The sequence below is a fragment of the Alteromonas sp. V450 genome (assembly GCF_001885075.1).
Lineage (GTDB): Bacteria > Pseudomonadota > Gammaproteobacteria > Enterobacterales > Alteromonadaceae > Alteromonas.
In genome coordinates, this window is record NZ_MODU01000004.1 from 436879 (window position 1) to 455732 (window position 18854).

The 18854-nt window shown below is 44.8% G+C and carries 15 protein-coding genes; 5 read left to right on the top strand and 10 right to left on the bottom strand.

The genetic code is table 11. The annotated features are described in order from the left end of the window. Nucleotides 1-39 precede the first annotated feature (39 nt). The gene (locus tag BK026_RS01970; protein ID WP_071814308.1) at nt 40-534 is read left to right on the top strand and encodes an arsenate reductase family protein; all 495 of its coding nucleotides are present in this window, start codon (nt 40-42) and stop codon (nt 532-534) included. 11 nt (nt 535-545) lie between these two features. Beyond that, entirely contained in the window at nt 546-1832 is a 1287-nt protein-coding gene (locus BK026_RS01975) for a DUF445 domain-containing protein (RefSeq protein ID WP_071814309.1), read from the top strand. A 115-nt stretch (nt 1833-1947) separates the two neighbouring features. Here the strand turns inward: BK026_RS01975 and tmpT are convergent, their stop codons facing one another. The 6 genes from tmpT to BK026_RS02005 all read right to left on the bottom strand — a co-directional run bounded on the left by tmpT (nt 1948) and on the right by BK026_RS02005 (nt 9375). Further along, nucleotides 1948-2601: a thiopurine S-methyltransferase gene (gene tmpT / locus BK026_RS01980; RefSeq protein WP_071814310.1), complete on the bottom strand. Its 654-nt coding sequence runs from the start codon at nt 2599-2601 to the stop codon at nt 1948-1950. Nucleotides 2602-2702: 101 nt separating this feature from the next. Beyond that, nucleotides 2703-3059, bottom strand: coding sequence for an outer membrane protein assembly factor BamE (locus BK026_RS01985; protein ID WP_071814311.1), 357 nt, complete (start codon nt 3057-3059; stop codon nt 2703-2705). 124 nt (nt 3060-3183) lie between these two features. Continuing rightward, a complete protein-coding gene (recN, locus tag BK026_RS01990) occupies nt 3184-4869 on the bottom strand; it encodes a DNA repair protein RecN (protein ID WP_071814312.1) in 1686 nt (561 codons plus the stop codon). Between the two features lie 426 nt (nt 4870-5295). Further along, complete coding sequence (dps, locus tag BK026_RS01995; protein WP_014976104.1) at nt 5296-5805, bottom strand: DNA starvation/stationary phase protection protein Dps; 510 nt, start codon at nt 5803-5805, stop codon at nt 5296-5298. A 261-nt stretch (nt 5806-6066) separates the two neighbouring features. Beyond that, complete coding sequence (gene nadK, locus BK026_RS02000) at nt 6067-6942, bottom strand: NAD(+) kinase (protein WP_071814313.1); 876 nt, start codon at nt 6940-6942, stop codon at nt 6067-6069. Between the two features lie 90 nt (nt 6943-7032). Next, nucleotides 7033-9375, bottom strand: a complete 2343-nt coding sequence (locus tag BK026_RS02005) for a fatty acid cis/trans isomerase (protein WP_071817443.1) — start codon at nt 9373-9375, stop codon at nt 7033-7035. A 192-nt stretch (nt 9376-9567) separates the two neighbouring features. Here BK026_RS02005 and BK026_RS02010 point away from each other — a divergent pair, with 192 nt between their 5' ends. Continuing rightward, nucleotides 9568-10755 carry an iron-containing alcohol dehydrogenase gene (locus tag BK026_RS02010; RefSeq protein WP_256253609.1) on the top strand — a complete coding sequence of 396 codons (1188 nt, stop codon included), beginning with the start codon at nt 9568-9570 and terminating at the stop codon, nt 10753-10755. Between the two features lie 102 nt (nt 10756-10857). On the opposite strand, the gene BK026_RS02015 is transcribed toward BK026_RS02010, so the two are convergent. From BK026_RS02015 to BK026_RS02030, 4 genes are all read right to left on the bottom strand, one after another. Further along, nucleotides 10858-11625, bottom strand: coding sequence for a 3-hydroxybutyrate dehydrogenase (locus BK026_RS02015; RefSeq protein WP_071814314.1), 768 nt, complete (start codon nt 11623-11625; stop codon nt 10858-10860). Next, complete coding sequence (locus BK026_RS02020) at nt 11618-12670, bottom strand: prolyl oligopeptidase family serine peptidase (RefSeq protein WP_071814315.1); 1053 nt, start codon at nt 12668-12670, stop codon at nt 11618-11620. The genes BK026_RS02015 and BK026_RS02020 overlap by 8 nt, the downstream gene beginning before the upstream one ends. Beyond that, on the bottom strand, nt 12667-13926 hold the full coding sequence (locus tag BK026_RS02025; RefSeq protein ID WP_071814316.1) for a homoserine O-acetyltransferase: 1260 nt from the start codon (nt 13924-13926) through the stop codon (nt 12667-12669). The genes BK026_RS02020 and BK026_RS02025 overlap by 4 nt, the downstream gene beginning before the upstream one ends. 233 nt (nt 13927-14159) lie before the next feature. Then, nucleotides 14160-15455, bottom strand: coding sequence for a GntP family permease (locus BK026_RS02030; RefSeq protein ID WP_071814317.1), 1296 nt, complete (start codon nt 15453-15455; stop codon nt 14160-14162). Between the two features lie 264 nt (nt 15456-15719). On the opposite strand from BK026_RS02030, the gene BK026_RS02035 reads away from it, so the two are divergent. Both BK026_RS02035 and BK026_RS02040 read left to right on the top strand, forming a co-directional pair. Beyond that, nucleotides 15720-18095: a TonB-dependent receptor gene (locus tag BK026_RS02035; protein WP_083574970.1), complete on the top strand. Its 2376-nt coding sequence runs from the start codon at nt 15720-15722 to the stop codon at nt 18093-18095. Nucleotides 18096-18207: 112 nt separating this feature from the next. Further along, complete coding sequence (locus BK026_RS02040; protein WP_071814318.1) at nt 18208-18849, top strand: response regulator transcription factor; 642 nt, start codon at nt 18208-18210, stop codon at nt 18847-18849. The last annotated feature ends 5 nt before the right edge of the window (nt 18850-18854 follow it).

The following is an 18854-nucleotide window of genomic DNA, read 5'->3' on the forward strand; positions in this document are numbered from 1 at the left end:
TATTTGTAATTTTTACCTTTTTAGTGAGGATAGGTGACGATGATAAAGATTTATCACAATCCGGAGTGCGGTACGTCCAGAAATGTACTGGCGGTGATCAAGGCTGCTGGGTATGAAGTGCAAGTTATCGAGTATTTACATGTTGGGTGGGAACGTGAACAACTCACTTATTTATTAAATGCAGCTAACCTTAGCCCTCGACAGGCGCTTCGCACATCCAAGTCACCTGCTGCTGAATTGGGGTTACTTGATGAGGCTGTGAGTAACGAAACCATTTTTGAGATGATGCTAAAACATCCAATATTAGTGAATAGGCCTATTGTTTGCATTCCTCAAGATGAATATGAACACTCAGCTTCTTTGACCGAACAGCTCAAGAAGGGAAAGACGGTTTCTAATAACCTTAAAGAAACAGTAAAGCTATGCCGCCCAAGTGAGGTAGTACTGGATATTTTACCTATATGGCCACAAGGCCCTTTTGCTAAAGAAGACGGCACATCACTTATAGACCAGTACGGTAGACGAGTAATTTAAACGGAGCAGTTATGCAGGAAAAGTACACGCAGTTAAATAAGGCTAAAAGGCTCGCATTGGCCTGTTTGATTGTTGCCGCAAGTGTATTCGTCTTAACCGTATTACTCCCCAAATTTTATACGGGTTTGCAAGGTGTGTGGTGGTTAGGGCTTATTAAGATGGCGAGTGAAGCTGCCCTTATTGGTGGTCTTGCTGACTGGTTTGCTGTGACGGCCTTATTTAAGCCCATTCCTGCGCAGTACCCTATTCCTCACACCAATATCGTGGCTAGCAACAAATCCGTTATTGCTAATAACTTGTCATTGTTCGTTAAAGAGAAGTTCTTTCACCCCGAGGCAATAGAGAAGCTAATTCGGGATAGCGACCCTGCTAAGGGCGCTGGAAGGTGGTTGTCACAGGACAAAAACGCTACCCGTTTAAGCCGCTTTTTATGTGATGCTTTTGCAGGTGTTCTGCGCGTGCTTGATGATAAACCGGTAAAAGCATTTATCGCTAAAACCGCCCAAAAGGGCATTAACCAACTCGATCTTAGGCAATTAATGGCTACTTCGTTAGGCGCTGTAACAAAGGAGCGTCAGCACCAGGTCGTACTTGATAGGGTATTAGGGAAACTAGCAAAACTGCTCGCAGAGCCAGAAACCCAAATTTACATAGCAGATACGTTAGTGGTCTGGCTGAAAACCGAATACAGTAGAATTGAAAAGTTACTTCCTTCTAGCTGGCTAAGTGAGCAGGGTGCACTGATTGCTGTTAAAGCGGTTTCGAGTATTTTAGACGACATATACGAAGATGAGCATCACCCCATACGCCACGCATTTGACGAGCAAGTGCATGAGTTCCTATATGAGTTACAACATAGCCCGTTAATGGAGAAAAAAGTTAACAGCTATCGAGAAAAAATCACTAATGACCCAGCGCTAAACGCGTATGTTCAGCAATCCTGGTCTAACTTTCATCAATGGCTCTTAAAATCCCTTGAAGAACAAAATGGTAAAGCAGAATCAAAGGTGTCGGGCCTTCTAAAAGATTTGGGCACTACGTTGACCCAAGACAGTGAATTAGCCATGGCGTTCAACAAACACATAGGCGAAGCAGCTAAATATATGGCACCTGAATTGGCTGAGTTTCTAACCCGTCACATACGCGACACCATAAATAGCTGGGATGAACGCGAAATGGCTGAGCAGGTGGAATTAAATATCGGTCGCGACCTTCAAAAAGTACGAATTAATGGCACAATTGTAGGTGGACTAATAGGTGCGTTGTTGTTTGGCGTAGAGGCGCTGCTTGGCCTCTAATCGATATGTAACGCACTGCTTTACCGAGTTGCTTGAGAGGTACTTTGTGAATTAAGGTTGTAACTTGAACACCTTCTTTAACGATGTTTGTTTGCAGCAAGCATCAGCAAAATGTCTATTTCGCCGTAAGCGCAAAGACCAAATTGTCAGCATCTACTTTGCCTTTTAACCCGCCTTCAAGTGTAGAGCGCTCAAGCCTTTTAATGTTGTAAGCCGCTGAGTAAAGATCATCTACGGTTTTTTCATTCACACTAAAAGGCGGGCCCGCCATTTCGTTCTGGTCATATTCAAAAGAAATAATAAGCTGCGGCGCACATTTCGTGATAGCCATAAGGTGAGCCGCGTATTTTTCGCGAAGCGGGGCGGGTAACGCTACTAATGCGGCTCTATCGTAAACACCCGAAACGTCGCCGACATCGCTAGACGTTAGTTTAAAAATATCACCAACGTAAACGGTTAAACCGTCTTTTGTATAAACTTTACCATTGGCAGAGGTAGTAACAGTAGGAGTGACACCTAGCTCTTCAAATAGCTGTATAATCGCAATTTCACTAAGTTCAGCACCGACGACTTCGCAACCTTGCGAGAGTAGCCAACTTATATCACGGGTTTTCCCACACAGCGGAACGAAAACACGCGTTAACGATGAGCTTGCGCAATTGTGGCTAAGCAGAGAAGACGCATACTTCATCAGCAGCGTATTTCCAGCAGGTTCATGAAATCCAATTTCATTTTTTTGCCATTTACTATGCCAAAAACTATGCTCCATTTAGACCTCTACAATAAGTAAAAAGCTTCGAAAAATAAGTGTTTTAGTAAAAGCTATAGATACAAAAAAGGTAGCCTGAGCTTGCTACCTTTTCTCTGCTACTAGTTATCGATTGGCGTATTGAAGTCTTCAGATAATTCGAAGTCACCTTCAACCGTCGTTACTTTGTCGTCTACGAAGTTGATTATCATTTGCTTCTGAAAGTCTTCGCCGCGCTTTTTCATACCGCGCTTCATATCGTAAACGTAGTACCACGTGTCATTATCAAATGAATCTTGAACTACTGGGTTCCCCAAAACATAGATAACTTGCTCTTTCGTCATCCCAACACGAAGCTTTTCAACGTCGCGTTGATCTAGAAAGTTACCTTGCGGAACATCGATTCGATAAATCCAATTCGAGCAAGCAGTTGATGTAAGTGTGATACCAAGAATTACTAATAAGTGTTGCAACTTCATGCGTTAATTTGTCCAGTATTGCCTTTGTTAGTGCCTACGAATGTCGATAGTGCGAATTTCGAGACTGTTTTATTGCAAGCGCGAAGGCATGCTACATTGACAACTAGGACCAATCAACTGCATTTTAGTTCGATGCTGCGCTTTTAAGCAGTTCTTTCGCATTAGCTAAGGCAGATTTGGTTATTTTGTCGCCAGCCAGTAGCCTTGCCAGCTCGTCAATTCTGTCTTGCTTAGTCAATGCAAGCATCTGTGTTTCTGTACTTTCTCCATCTGTGATTTTGGTAACAAATAATTGGTTATGCGCCTGCGCCGCTACTTGTGGTAGATGAGTTACACACATAACTTGCGATTGTTTGCCTAATTTCCGAAGGAGCCCACCAACAATTGATGCAGTAGGGCCACTAATTCCTGTATCCACTTCATCAAAAATCATCGTCGGTGTTGCGTGATTGTCGCTTGCAATAACTTGTATAGCCAAACCGATACGAGATAGTTCACCACCTGATACCACTCTTTCTAGCTTATCTGCGTCTTGACCAGGGTTAGTCGACACCCTAAATTCAATGGCATCTAGTCCTGTGCTTACGGGTTTTTTGAGTTCGTCGTACTGAATCTTTATGTCCACGCTTGCGTGCGGCATATTCATCTGGCGAATTTGAACTTCAATGTCGGCACTTAACTTATCCGCAGCCCGTTTCCTGCTCTCTGAAAGGCCTCTAGTTGCTGTTAGGTAAGCTGCCCGAGCATTTTCGACTTCCCCTTCAAGCGTGCCTAACAGTGTTTCCTGATCTGACAAAGCATCGAATTCAGCGGACAATTCTTGGTGATGCTGATAGAGACCTTCAGGCATTACGGTGTGTTTTCGGGCAAGTTCCATTGCTTTGCCATAGCGCGCCTCAACTTGTTGTAAGCGAAGAGGATCGATTTCAAGGTGATCGCAGTAGCTACGTAGCTCTCCTGCCGCTTCTTCTACCTGAATTGCCGCATCATTAAGCATGGCAATGATTGGCGTAAGACTTGCGTCATGAGCTTCTAATTCGCCTAAACGCTCAATGCTGCTTTGGATCACCGACAATGCGTTGCCCTCATCGCTTTCATACAAATTATACACGCTGGTCTGGGCGTGCTCTAAAAGGCTCTGGCCATTGCTTAGGCGCTTGTGCTCTATTTCTAACTCTTCAAATTCACCCTCTTCAATGGCAAATTCATCGAGCTCTTGCACTTGGTAAGTTAACAATTGAATTCTGTCTTCACGCTGTTGGGCTTGCTCTTGAAGCGCTTTCAACGTTCGCTGCTTGTCGTGCCAAATAGCATAGGTTTCTTTAACTTGCGTTAACAGTTCATCGTGCTTTGCGTATCCATCAACTAATTCCCTTTGATGGTCCTCTTTTAACAGTTGCAGGTGAGTATTTTGACCGTGAATGGCTAATAAAAATTGACCTAAACCCTTCAGCTGCTGAAGCGAAGCTGGAATGCCGTTGATGAAAGCTTTTGAACGGCCTTCCTTCGAGATAACTCTACGAACAAAGCAGCTATTTTCGTCTTCGTCTGAGGTAAGCTCATGCTCGTCGAGAAAGGCTTTAGCTAATGCATTTCCGCTTAAAGAGAAGTGAGCAATTATTTCGGCTTTCGCGCTCCCTTTACGCACCGCATTTGCATCAGCGCGCTCGCCTAAGCACAAACTTAAAGCATCAATGGCAATAGATTTACCTGCACCGGTTTCACCGGTTATAGCAGTCAACCCGTTTTCCAGTTGAACTGATAATTGTTTTACAACAGCAAAATTAGAAATAGAAAGATGCGCTAACATAACCACACTCGAAAAAGTTGAACATGATGATATATACAGTAACTGATAATATATACAGTATTTTGGTGGTGTAAAGTTAAGTCGCAAAATATTTACGCAAGAATCGACGGAAATAAAAATAAAGCCAATAATATCAATTGCATATATTCTTTTTTACGAAGATGGGTTATGAGTAACCTATAACTAGCGTCACAGTAGAGGAAGAATTTACAGGACGCTTTACAAGGCGTAAGTTAAGTACAGTAGCGGAGTACTGAAGTATTCTATTGTTGTAGCGTGAGATATTTTGAATGCGCCAAGCAGTTTGCTGCTGTGCTTTTCACTCAAGTAAACGTCAAAAAGGAGAGCACAAGCTCTCCTTCATATAATAACTGTAATCTATTGTAGATAGTATACATAACAGCTTTGAATTTCGGTGTTAACCTATTACTGTTGCAACTCACCGCTGCCAGACTCAATGTGTGCGCGCACAAACCACTGGAACTGTTCTAAGTCAGCAAGTTGACCGGTGATCATATCTTCCGATACTGGGTCAATTTCACCTAAAAGCTCTAATGCTTTTCTATGGTCACCATTTACACCGTCGTATACGGCATCGAGCGCCTTAAGGTGGTCAAGTACTAAACCTTTACCCAATTCATAATCGTTCCAGCTGCGGCCTTCAACAATGGCTTTTGGTGTACCTTTCGGTACGCCACCTAATGTAGCAATTCGCTCTGCAATTGTGTCGGTCATTTCGCGTACCGCATCTACCTGCGGATCCAACATCTCATGCACACCGATGAAGTTTGGTCCTACTACGTTCCAGTGAATGTGCTTCAACGTTAACTGTAAATCTAATAGTGCAACCAATCGCTGATCCAATACCTTGATTGTTTTGGCAGCTGCATCGTTATCCATTCCTGGGGCTGTAAATTTGATATTGGTGTTACTCATGATATCTCCTATTGAATGCAAACAAGTCAGCACGGTATTCATTACTCATAAGGTCAGCGCGTCACTGACCATGTGCCGACGGCTTACTTCAATAGTTGCAACAGATATGCCGCAATATGAAATTGCTATAACTACAGGTTTTCGCTAAGGAAATCTTATAAAATTAAAAAATCTTTATTTTTCAAGCCTGTAGCAACCAAGAAAATGCTACAGACTTATGTAATAAATGCACGTGGGACAAATAAAATAGAGCAGGGGGGCTCAGTAAAGTTTACTGCCCCAACCTAACTTTTTACGAAGAACGTTGAAGTAGCTGTAGCCCTTGGGATGAACAAGGTGAAGTTTGTCTGCGCTCTTATTAATACGTATTTCATCGCCGGGTAACACGGGTAGAACGATGTGGCTATCACAGCTCACTTGTAGCGAGTCACTGTTAACCTTCGATACTTTCATCGATACCTGACTGTCAGCATCAACAACGATAGGTCGGCTGCTAAGGGTATGGGGAAACATGGGGACTAACGTAAGTGCATCTAGCTTTGGCATTATAATGGGGCCGCCCGCTGATAGAGAGTAAGCGGTTGACCCCGTTGGTGTAGCTACTATTAATCCGTCGCTACGCTGACTAAATACAAATTGCTCATCAATGTAAATTTCAAATTCCATCATATGGGCAACTTTGCCGTGGTGCAGCACCACTTCGTTTACGGCAGAGTTGTTGCTTTTAAGCTTTTCATGTCGATAAACCTCTACCTCAAGTAAGAAGCGTTCTTCCACCACGCATTCACCGTTAAAGATAAGATCAAGTTGTTGAACAATATCATCAGGGTGGATATCTGTTAAAAAGCCGAGATTACCGCGGTTTACGCCGACTACGTGAATGTCAAAACGTGCAAGCACACGAGCTGCGCCAAGCATGCTGCCGTCTCCACCTACTACCACGGCAAGATCGGCCTCTTTTCCAATAGTGACAAGGTTACAGCTTTTAAAATTTTCGGTTTCAAGCTCTTCAGCAATACTTTCCTCAACCAATAACTTACAGCCTTTCGCTAGTAAATAATCGGCAAGAATGTTCAAGCTGTCATGAGTGGCAGCGTGCTGAGGTTTTCCAATTAAAGCAACGGTTTGATAGGGCATGGAATGCTAATGTCCTCTCATTTCCAATGATTGGACATTAGCACAGGTATTTTGCAAAAGAAAAGCGTAAAACGCTGTTAAGATGGAGGTTTAGCGATCTTCTAACCGATTATAGTCGAGAAGACCGCCTTCAATAGGATAGCGTTCGCTAGACCATTGCATTAATTTATCACTGAAGGCCCAAAAGTCAGGGTTGGTTCTGCGCATGCCTACATCGTCGAGCAGAGCTTTGTATTCGGTTTCGCTTTTAATTAACTTTAGCGCCTCAACAGACGACGTTACTTCCGACGCATTGATATACCAAAACGCGTCAGGGTAACTACCTAACACACCATGTACCAGCGTGATTGAATCTTTAGAAGGCTCTCGGTTTTCCTCCTCTTCAAACAGGCTATTTACATTGTAATGCGCGCTATTTCGAAGGGCAGTGAATACATCAATATTGTCTGGGTCTTTGTCATCTCGTATCACAATCATGGTAGTTTCTGGCATCAAGGTCGCTTGTTGAGCAGGAAGCGAATCTAAGCGCTTTAATGCTTCGAACTGTTCAGCTGATAGCAAACGTTTATTGTAGGTTGAGGCATTCGGTTGAACTTTAGCCAAGTATTGCGATAACAATTGATAAAGTTCTTGTTGAGGATTATCTGTTTCGAACGCTATGCCAGATGGTTGTTCGTAACTGTTGATATCACCTTCCAAGTAATCCGTCAGCTCTGGGCTAGCTTTTTGATACCAAGCGTTGAGAAGCGTGTGGCGGGTGGTAGGCGGTAGTAGATTAAGAAAGTTCGACTCACCCTCCATACGTAAGAAATCCATATACAAACGGGTCATTAATTGGTGCCCATAGTTGCCGTAAACATCAAAGCCCGCCACGAGTAAATAATGAATTCGCTCTAGTAAAGCATAGTCAATCACCCATGCCGTTTTAGGTGGGTTGCCCACCATACCTTTAACGACAGTAGCATTATCGAAGTGACGGAAGACGGTTAAGCTTGCATTGGTGTTACTGCCGTCGCCATCCCAAATGCTTGATATATTGAGGTGCGCTCCGTCTTCAAATTCACTATTTAAAAAGGTTGTTCTCGCGCGCATATAGTCGCCTTGGCGCTTTGCATATTTAACCCAGTTTACCGCAAGGGCTGAGCTATCTTTTTCAGCTGGTAAGTGAAGGTTTTCTTTTTGAGAGGCGTAGAAAGCGTTCACTTTGCCAGATGTGGCAATGTCTGGATCGACAAAGAAAACCCAGAATCGGTCATTAATCACGTTGAGCGCTACTTGGCCTCGGCACACTGGCCCCTTGATATATCCCATAATGGTGTTTTGTGCGCGCTCAAGCATAAACCTGTACCGACTTTCTACTGGCAACAGAGTAAAAGCCGTTAGTGGATTGGCTGCCACTTCAGGTTTGTATGAAGGCAATGCTTCTACAGAAAACTCTGCATCGACAAACCACGATTGCCACTTATCCATTAGTGCTTCGTTAATAGCGTACGCTTGATGTGTTTTACTCACAATCGTCGAATGTACGGGCTGTAGACGATAGTAAACGCGCTCGACTTCAGGATCATCGAAGGGCCTGCGAGTAGCGATGATATCTAACGCTTGTCCGGGTGGGGTACGCGAGCGCACGAGATTAAAAAACTGAGGCGTTTTACCTTTTTCTGAAATATCTTCGAAATAAAGGTGAGACGTAAACAAGTGTTCGTAAATATAACGTGCGGAAAGCTGCATTTTATTGCTATCGCCATTTAGCCACGCTTCTAAGGCAGATGCTTTCTCATTCAGTTCTCGTGAAAGCGCTTTGGGTGAAGGTTGCGGAGCACCATGGTTTAACCATTGAATGAGTGTAGTATGTTCAGCGTCCGATAGCGCTGGCAGGGCGTAGGGCATGCCTCCTAAAGGCTGACCTGCGATATATTCGCCCATTTCATCTATGGTTGGGCATTGGTTTTGTCGGCTTAAGCTTACATCGAAACTGTCACCTAAATGAGCGGTATTGGGTAAGGGGTACTGTTTTTTTAGCAAAAGCATTTGCGCTAGCACCGACGATTGTGTTGGCAAACTGTTGTTATCTTCTCTTGTTGGCAATACATCGAAAAAGCCTCGTTCGCGCCATCCATCTACGCCGTGAGCGTCGAGAAACATCCTGTTTGGCTGGGCAGCGGTAAGTCGCGTACCTTCATACACTTTTTCTTTGCTAGCACCTCGGGCTAAGCCTTCTGGGGATGACATCTTTAGTTGGCATGGCGCATCGTAACAAGCGTGGCAGACAACGCAGCGCTGCGTTAGTACAGGGTTAACTTGAGTATCAAAGAAATTGTCGGGTAAATTCTCCATGGCGGGCATGGCGCTGTTTGACGAAAGTAAAGGCGCATCAGGTTTCGGCCATTGCCATATCGCTATAGCGGTAATTGCTACAAGCACCGAAATCATACCGAGTTTTTTCATAGTTGTCGTCCACTGAAAGGCTTTGTCCTGCCTGCAACTTATACCAGAGCGCTAATGTCTAAAACATGTAATTTCAAAAATAAACAATACGGTCGTATTTACATAAAAGGTCAAATCAAAAAACGTTAACATTATTGTTACATTGTCATTGCTTTGGGTGCTGTACTAGGTATGCTGATGAAAAGAATTCGCAGCGAGGGAAACATGTCTCATCAAATTATTCTGCCAAGAGTGGTGCACATTGGGAGAGGGGCGAGTCAGCGGGTTGCTGAAACGCTAAAAGGACTCAACTGCCATAAACCTTTACTTGTGACCGATAAGGTAATGGTTGAGTTGGGATATAGTGCAGCCATAGTGCAAGTGTTGGAGGAGGCAGGAATAAGGGCCGATGTATTTTTAGATACGGTGCCAGAGCCTACGGTGAGCTCTATTGATCGCGGCGTGGATGCCTTCAAAGCCCACGCTTATGACAGCATTATTGCTTTAGGTGGTGGAAGCCCCATCGATAGCGCAAAGGCTATAGCCATACTTGGTAAATACGGCGGCGAAATGCGAGACTACAAATTCCCGAGGGTTGTAGATGAAGCGGGACTGCCGATCATTGCTATTCCCACAACGGCGGGAACGGGCTCAGAAGCAACCCGATTTACCATTATCACCGACGAAGACACCACAGAAAAAATGTTGTGTGTTGGTCTTGGGTTTATGCCAACGGCAGCCTTAGTCGATTATTCATTAACGCAAAGTTTGCCTGCCCGCGTGACAGCCGATACAGGCATTGATGCGCTTACTCACGCTATTGAAGCGTTTGTTAGCCGTAAAGCCAATCTTTACAGTGATGCACAGGCGTTATCAGCCATGGCGTTAATTGCGCCGAATCTGCGCACTGTATTTGCAGACCCTTCGAATGAAACAGCAAGAGAGTCGATGATGTTGGGCTCAACGCTCGCAGGTATTGCCTTTTCAAATGCTTCAGTGGCCCTTGTTCACGGAATGAGCAGGCCTATCGGGGCAGCCTTTCATGTGCCTCATGGGTTGTCGAATGCCATGTTATTGCCTGCGGTTACCGCTTTCTCTATTCCAAGCGCATCGGTGCGATATGCACAATGTGCTCGCGCCATGGGTGTTGCTATGCAAAGTGATTCGGACGAAGTGGCGAACCAAAAGCTTATCACCGAACTAAAAGCGCTTAATGCCGATTTGCAGGTGCCTACGCCTGCCGATTTTGGTATTGATAAGGAAGCATTTTTTGCTTTGACATCAACAATGGCAGAACAGGCTTTGGCATCAGGCTCTCCTGGCAATAATCCGCGTATACCTACCATTGAGGAAATGGTTGCTATTTATGTATCGCTTTGGGAATAACGCTTTTGCGAAAACATTAAACGAAAAAAGGCTGCTTATTGCAGCCTTTTTTATGTGAAAAGAAATATTGTATAAAAAGCTAAGCGTTAAAAAGCTCACGGGTTATCTTGCCGTCCAGCCCCCATCAAGCACCATGGTTTGCCCTGTTATATTACGGGCACTAGGCGACATTAAGAAGCTTGCGGTATCTGCAAGTTCCTCAACGCTCACAAATTGCTTTTTAGGCATGGGCTCTAACATTATTTTTGTTATTACCTCTTCCTCGGTAAGGTTATTCTCTTTTGCCTGCGCTGCAATTTGTTTCTCCACCAATGGTGTTTTCACATAGGCAGGGCAAAGGGTATTGATAGTTACATCGCAATCCCCTGTTTCAAGGGCGATGGTTTTTGCGAACCCTAACAGGCCGTGCTTCGCTGCTACATAAGCCGACTTATACGGCGAGGCTACCAACGAGTGAATAGATCCTACATTGATAATGCGCCCGTAATTTTGCTTACGCATGGCAGGTAAAAACGCTTGGGTTAACAGAGCAGGGCCAACAAGCATGATATTTATAAGCTGCTGCCACGTATCTGCAGGAAAGTCCTCTATACGTGAAACGTGCTGAATACCTGCATTATTTATAAGCACATCAACGGTGTATTTTCCAAGTACGTCAGGTAGCGCCGCAACTTGTTTTGCGTTGCACACATCTACGGCCACTGCGCTGGCCGAACCGTCTAAATGTGCAAGTTTGGTCACGGCTTCTTTTGCTGCCAGTTCGTTTATGTCAGCGATGATCACATGGTGCCCGTGTTTCATCATTGACTCGGCAATGCCAAAGCCAATGCCGCTTGCTCCACCCGTGATAAATATTGTGCGCTTAGCCATTGTTACTTCCGTTGGATTTATTTAATGAGAACAGCAGCTGTTTTACTGCGTTTATTTGTGTGCCCTCTCTGTTAGCGTAATTGTTATCCGCATAGCCCCACCAATCCCAACAGCCTTGTGGATTTAACGGCATGAATAACGACTTCTTAGTTTGCGGATATAGCACAACAATATGGTTGTCATCAGCCCATTCATTCAGCCCTGTTTGGGTAGTGTAGGCATCGCCAACGGCATCGGCATACTGGTTACAGCCGTGGAAACTAATATGGGCTCTGCACGGCTCGCCTTGTGCACAGCTTTCAGGCACATACACAAAACCTTCGCTTGCTAATGTTTTGGCATCGCTACCGGCTATTTTTTGTTGATCAATTGAATGAATTTGCCCTGATAGTGACTCGTCGGGTGTCGAAACATCTTCAACAAGATGAGAGAGCATGGCACCTGCTGCATCGTAGTCGCAGTTCCCGATGAAGGGACTTTCTGATTTCATGCAGTTAACCCCATTGTTTTTGGTGGGAAAAAGGTGAGCCATTGGTTTGTCATTGATATAGGCAATATTTTGTGTGTCTGTCCACAATTTGTATTGCTCAAATAATAAATCGCTCACGGGTGCAATCACTCTGGTGTCTTGCGTACCGTGAAAAAGCCAGACTTTTGCGTCTTTCATATTGGAAAGCGACGCAATTTTTCCTTCAGTTTCATACTGTTTAGCTTTTTCATTTAGCGCTTCAAGGTTAATTTCTCCCTCTACCTTACTCACGCATTGTGCAAGGGCAGTGGTTATATCACCTTGTGCACAGTAGTACGGGCCGCCAGCAATAACGCCAACGCCTTTTACCCAGTCGCTATGTGCTAAATGAAATTGTGTTGCCATGTAACCGCCTGATGATAAGCCAGATACGGTAACGTTCTTTAAATCGAGGGTGAGCGAAGGGAGGGCGTCTTGCGCCGATGACTCGTCACCGAAGGCCGTTACACTAACGGAAAGTGCGCTTAATACAGACAGACAAAGCGCGTGGCGTAAAAAGGAGGTAGATTTTATCATTGCATTGCTGCCTTATCATTTTCTAAAAATTGGCGAATAGCCTTAGCTTGAGCGGATACATTCGTCACGCCTTCCAAATGGCCCAATTGGCCATTTAGCGTAACTAATGTGCTGTCCTTGTTCATTGAGGTTAAACCTTGGTGTGCACTTTGCGACAAGTAGGGCATAAGAAGCAAATCAGTTTGGGCTGGAATAAACAGCGTTTTCGCCTTTATCGACGCCAGCCCTTGCTCAAGAGTACCTTGATGCCCAGCAACAAAAAGCTGGCAGGCTCGAACCAAATACAAAAGGTGGTTGGCGTCCATGGTTTTGGCCCGAGCCTTTGCTCGCTCGCGCAGCCAGTTCACAATACTGTGTGATTGACGTATATCATTAAGCGGCGCCGACTCAACATTTTGATACCCTAACGTGTTGCCGGTTTGGTTGAAAAAGGAAGGAGTAAGGGCATTTTGTGTAATTAACATAAGTGAGGCAGCTAGGCCATCAAGGGGGGCTTGCGCTTTGGTGTAAGTGCCGTTGTTCCAGTTCTGGTCGAGGACAATCGGCGTAGCCCAGTGCTCTAATGCCGCGGTAGTCCAAGCATCGCTTTGACCTGCGCCGATAACTGAAATCATGCGTTCAACCCAGTCTGAGTAAGCGCTCGCCCAGTCTATAGCCTGCATAGAGCCCATAGAAGGCCCAATAACCGCATACAGTTTGCTAATACCTAAGCTTTCGAGAAGTGCTTTTTGAACATTGACAAAGTCACGTATTGTCACGACCGGAAAGTCTAAGCCATAGGGTTTACCTGTATCTGGATTTATTGACGTAGGGCCGGTTGTAATAACGTGGGGGTCGTAAGCGTTTAAATTGGCCAGCGTATCAACGCTTATTACATAAAAGCGGTCTGTATCAATCGCCTTGCCGGGGCCGATAATACTATCCCAGTAACCTGGCGCTGGATCGCTTTCATCGTACTTCCCCGCTGCATGAGAAGAACCAGAAAAATAATGCGTTATAAGGATCACGTTAGTTTTGGTGTCATTTGGTGTTCCATATGCCTCCCAGCCAACTTTTACATTTTTTATTTGTTTGCCGCTAAATGTCGTGAAGTGTGGCATTTCAAACACCTTTTTTTCTACTATCAGCGAATCTTTTTGCTCAATCTCATTTGCCACTACCTGAAAATGCAAGGTTATAAAAAGCGACGCAAACACCTTCAAAAGAGCGTGTAACTTCTTGGTTATATGTAAGCCGAATGGTGTGGATGAAGTCATGTGTTTTGGTCTCGTCAAAATGCATGACTCTCTCAATTGCTTTCTGTTGTGCTTGCTCTTGCTCCAAGTTAACCGCGGCGTTCGCTTAGTTTTCCAGTTCATTTTCTTTAATCCTCAATCCTTTATCACGGCGCTATTTTTCTTCAAAAGAGTCTGTATGTAACAGGGCTTACGCTATGGCCTTCTAAGGGCTTAGCCTTTGCGTGCCTTCGTTTTAATCGGCAAAGCCCATGCTATATAAAGCTAAACAAGCCAATTGCCATTGCCAATCCAATAACTGGTACCACTACAGTCAGCGCACCAACCGCCCAGTAGGCTGCTTGATGGGTTTCGTTACAGATGGCGCGTATAGTCGTTACTACGTAACCATTGTGGGGTAACGAATCCAGTGCGCCTGAAGATATGGATACAATCCTATGCAGCTGGTCTGGCTCTACGCCTTGGTCTAGGTAGTGAGGGCCCACTAAGGGTAAAGCGATGGCTTGTCCGCCAGATGCACTACCTGTTAATCCTGCAATTACGCTTACAGCAATAGCGGCACCAATAAGCTCGTTACCAGGAATTTGAGTCATTAGCGAAACCGTTGTCTGAAACGCTTCAGTGTTTTTGGCAATGGAACCAAAGCCCACTACAGCCGCAGTGTTGCCTATAGCGATCAATGCACCGGTGGTTCCTGCATTAACGGCAACAGGTAAACTGTGAAAATGCTTGTAGTTAATAGCCAGCAAACACAGTACGCCGCCGCCTAACGCCAGAATAAGCGCAAGCTGAGCGAGTTCTTCATGGAATAGAAACGAAATGACTAACACCACGACTAACGGCACAATTCCGGTAAGCGGGTGGGGGAGCGCTCTGTCTCGCACTTCAGGGTCGCTTGCTCTGGCTTCAAACACCTCGCCGTTATTAACGGCTTTTCTGATCATCTTAGCAAGCCACCAGTAACCGAAACATGCCATGAAAATAGCGACGATAAGACTAACTTCCCATGCGGCAAAAGGAGAGGTGCCTAAATACTTTATAGGGATCCAGTTTTGGATTTCTGGCGAGCCCGCCGAGGTCATCGTAAATGTTACTGACCCAAATGCCATGGCTGCAGGTATGAAGCGACGGGGTAAATTGGCATCTTTAAACAAACTCACCGCCATAGGATAAACAGAGAACGCTACCACAAACACGCTTACACCACCGTAGGTCAAAATAGCGCAAGCTAGCACAACAGCTAATACGGCACGCTTGTAACCAATTTTGGTGATGATCCAGCGAGAAACAGCATCTGCTGCCCCTGAGTCTTCCATGAATTTACCAAACAACGCACCAAGTAAAAACATGAAAAACCAAGAAGCAATAAAACCAGAGAAGCCACTCATATAGGTTTGAACGAAATTCACGTCGCCGGTGAAAACGCCGATATTATTGGTGATGGCAACCACAAGCGCACATAAAGGTGCAGCAATAAACAGGTTCATTCCGCGTATTGTTAAAACAATAAGCAACAACAGACCGCCTACTAAGCCAATCATACTTAACATAGTTATTATTCCTTAAAAAATCTGTGACCGCAGATGATCCGAAACAGTTAAGTCGATTAAAGATTTGCCCACACCTATAACCATAAAGTGTATACAAATCAGATAAAAAGCGTTCATTACAGATATAAAGTGTGACGTTACTTTTATCAAAATCCCATAGTACGATGGTACTACATACTATTAACAATTAATTAACTAAAGTAATTTTTGACCGTAGGCAATACATCCGGCAGTGACCAGAACTTAGAACAACAAGGACTCACTATGTCTCAATCAATACACTCACATGGCTTGGTTTCACCCTACCAACCACATTCAGCCGATGATAAAACGGAACAACGCAAAAAAGCGCAAGGTAGCCACATGCAAAGCCTATGTGCAATGGCGGTGGCAAGCGTTTTAAGTACCGCGCCAGCATTTGCTCAGGTTAATGACGCTAATGCCGATGCTGAGGGCGAAAAAGGAAAGCTAGAACGTATCGAAGTGACCGCACGCAGAACCGTAGAGTCGCTTCAAGAGACGCCGGTAGCTATAACCTCAATTGGCGCTGCTGAACTTGGCGAAAAAGGGATAAGCGTGCTGACTGAAGTACAGCAGTTTTCGCCCAATACAACGCTGCAAACCAGTCGGGGCACCAATTCAACCCTAACAGCGTTTATTCGCGGGCTGGGTCAACAAGATCCGCTCTGGGGTTATGAACCAGGTGTTGGGATTTACGTTGATGATGTTTATATTGCTCGCCCACAAGGGGCTGTGCTTGACCTGCTAGACGTGCAGCGTATTGAGGTATTACGCGGCCCACAAGGAACGCTTTACGGAAAGAATACAATTGGTGGTGCGGTTAAATACGTTACCAAGGAGATGACCGGCGATACACAAATGAACGTTGAAGCTACAGTAGGTAGCTACAGTCAGCGAGACATTAAAGTAACGGGTCAAATACCATTGGTTGACGATACGGTGTACCTTGGCGTGGGCTATGCCAATTTAAACCGTGACGGTTTCGGCGAATACTTGGTAAGTGCATTGCCTAATCAAAACAAAGAAAACTATAACAAAGACCTTTGGGCTGCTCGGGTTTCGCTTGAGGTACACCCAAATGAAGATTTGTTTTTCCGCATTGGATGGGATAAGACCGAGGATACATCAAACGCAAAGGGCGGCTATCGTTTAATTCCTAGTATTTTGACTGATGCGCCCGTGCCTGACTCAGTTTTCGATTCTTACACCAGTTTACCGACATGGAATAAAGTCGAACTGGAGGGCTATAACTGGCTGGCGCGATACTATGTAAGTGAAAATTTAACACTAAAATATATCGGCTCACATCGAGAAAGTTATTCACCGACCAACATTGATTTTGACAACACGCCTTTGCCCATTTTTGATGTACCGGCAGAATACGATGACAGTAACGACACGCACGAGATCCAAGCGAACTATACCGGAAACGGATTTAGTTTAGTGTCGGGGCTTTATTTTTACGATGGTGAAAGCTGCGGTAACTTTGATGCCATTTTAGGTGTGTTAGGTCAGTCGCTGGGTGCGCCAGGTCTGACACGCGAGGTGGCAGGCTGTAACAACTCAGAAAGCTGGGCTGCCTATGCGCAAATGAGTTACGACATTACCGACAAGTTATCGCTTTCGCTTGGTGCCCGCTATACCGATGAAGAAAAGACCGCATTTGTAAACAACGGTTTAGTATTCGACAATGTTTATCCTTATACCGATTGGATAGACGGTTACGTGCGGCCCGATGGGCAATTAGTGCCTCAAGTACTTGGGACAGACACAGATGGGGATGATGTGGTAGATGCACCAGCGGTTGAAAGCTGGTCTCGCTTTACCCCGCGGGTAGGCGTGGAGTATCAAATGAACCGCGATACCATGTTCTTCGCAAGCTATTCACAAGGCTTTAAATCGGGCACCTTTAATCCTCGCGCTCAAACGAATGAACCTGGTGTAAGGCCTGAAGTAGTAGACAGCTTCGAGGTGGGGGTAAAGAGTGACTTGACCGATGCATTTCGTATGAATATCACATTGTTCTCTTACGACCACAAAGATCGTCAATATATTGGTATAGAAGGGGATTTATCTGATCCAACAGCCTTAGACCAGCGACTGCGCAACGCTGCGGAAACTGCCGCAAAAGGTGCAGAGTTGGAGATGACGTGGGTAGCTTCAGATAATCTTCAATTTGACGCTGCCTATGGTTATATTGACTTCGAAATTAAGAAAAACAATGCAATTCCTCCATTGATTGGACTAGCAAGTACGCCTGAGAATACCTTTAATTTTAACGCTAACTACTTATTAGAAACACGCTTTGGAGATATTACTTTCAACGCCAACTACTACTACCGCGACGATTACCTTATTTTTGAAACGAGCGATCTTATCCAACAAGATGCCTACGGTAAGGTGAATTTAAGCGCGCGTTGGGAAAGCACAGAAGGCGATTGGTATGCAGGACTGCACGTTAAAAACCTGACCGACGAAGAGTATCTGGTTGGCGGCTATGACTTTGTTACACAAGACGATGACGGTAACTTTGGTCCGGGTCTCGGTGGCGATACAACCCTTATTGGGTATTATGGTGACCCACGTACTGTCCACTTAACAGTAGGATATCGTTTTTAGTAAACAACGCCCGCAGCATTCAAGCAGTGCTTCGGGCGTAACTTCACACTGCTTATTTCTTGCTAACATGGTACCATTTCAATTAACAATATAGTAACAAACTCAAAATGCTATGCCTGTAAAAATTCTCATTGCCGACGATCACCCTCTTTTTCGTGCCGCTATGTGTCACGCGCTTAGTGGAGTTGACAATATCGCGTTAGTTGAGGCGTCTACATTTCCCGAAACGCTCAGCATTTTAAGCTCAACGCCCGACATTGAAGTGGTTTTCTTAGATTTAACTATGCCAGGCAATGAGGGGTTAACAGGGGTTTCACACTTACAATCGTCGTTTCCCGATGTACTGGTGGTCGTAGTAACTGCGCTTGAAGAACCGGCGATTGTACAGCGAGCATTGGCCTTGGGGGCAAGCGGCTTTGTACCGAAGTCTGCGTCAGTTGATAGCATTGTAGATGCTGTTGAGAGTGTGCTAGACGGTGAGGTTTGGGTTCCTCAAAACGTTGCAATAAATAACCACGCTAGTGACTGCGAAGATGATTTTTTATTCAAGCTGAAATTGTTGACTCCACACCAACTGAAGGTGTTACAAATGGTGTCAGATGGCTTACTCAATAAACAAATAGCCTATGAACTTGCTATTTCAGAGTCGACAGTGAAACAGCATGTTTCGGCGGTGCTTAAAAAGCTAGGTGTTATCAATAGAACAAAGGCAGGCATTGCATTTAAAAATGCAATGCACGTTAACACAAGCTAATCCGA

What these genes read in the sequence shown, in the direction of transcription:
- BK026_RS01970 (WP_071814308.1), top strand. Translation starts at nt 40, where the DNA reads ATGATAAAGATTTATCACAATCCGGAGTGCGGTACGTCCAGAAATGTA.
- BK026_RS01975 (WP_071814309.1), top strand. Translation starts at nt 546, where the DNA reads ATGCAGGAAAAGTACACGCAGTTAAATAAGGCTAAAAGGCTCGCATTG.
- tmpT (WP_071814310.1), bottom strand. Translation starts at nt 2,601, where the DNA reads ATGGAGCATAGTTTTTGGCATAGTAAATGGCAAAAAAATGAAATTGGA.
- BK026_RS01985 (WP_071814311.1), bottom strand. Translation starts at nt 3,059, where the DNA reads ATGAAGTTGCAACACTTATTAGTAATTCTTGGTATCACACTTACATCA.
- recN (WP_071814312.1), bottom strand. Translation starts at nt 4,869, where the DNA reads ATGTTAGCGCATCTTTCTATTTCTAATTTTGCTGTTGTAAAACAATTA.
- dps (WP_014976104.1), bottom strand. Translation starts at nt 5,805, where the DNA reads ATGAGTAACACCAATATCAAATTTACAGCCCCAGGAATGGATAACGAT.
- nadK (WP_071814313.1), bottom strand. Translation starts at nt 6,942, where the DNA reads ATGCCCTATCAAACCGTTGCTTTAATTGGAAAACCTCAGCACGCTGCC.
- BK026_RS02005 (WP_071817443.1), bottom strand. Translation starts at nt 9,375, where the DNA reads ATGATTTCGGTGCTTGTAGCAATTACCGCTATAGCGATATGGCAATGG.
- BK026_RS02010 (WP_256253609.1), top strand. Translation starts at nt 9,568, where the DNA reads ATGAAAAGAATTCGCAGCGAGGGAAACATGTCTCATCAAATTATTCTG.
- BK026_RS02015 (WP_071814314.1), bottom strand. Translation starts at nt 11,625, where the DNA reads ATGGCTAAGCGCACAATATTTATCACGGGTGGAGCAAGCGGCATTGGC.
- BK026_RS02020 (WP_071814315.1), bottom strand. Translation starts at nt 12,670, where the DNA reads ATGATAAAATCTACCTCCTTTTTACGCCACGCGCTTTGTCTGTCTGTA.
- BK026_RS02025 (WP_071814316.1), bottom strand. Translation starts at nt 13,926, where the DNA reads ATGACTTCATCCACACCATTCGGCTTACATATAACCAAGAAGTTACAC.
- BK026_RS02030 (WP_071814317.1), bottom strand. Translation starts at nt 15,455, where the DNA reads ATGTTAAGTATGATTGGCTTAGTAGGCGGTCTGTTGTTGCTTATTGTT.
- BK026_RS02035 (WP_083574970.1), top strand. Translation starts at nt 15,720, where the DNA reads ATGTCTCAATCAATACACTCACATGGCTTGGTTTCACCCTACCAACCA.
- BK026_RS02040 (WP_071814318.1), top strand. Translation starts at nt 18,208, where the DNA reads ATGCCTGTAAAAATTCTCATTGCCGACGATCACCCTCTTTTTCGTGCC.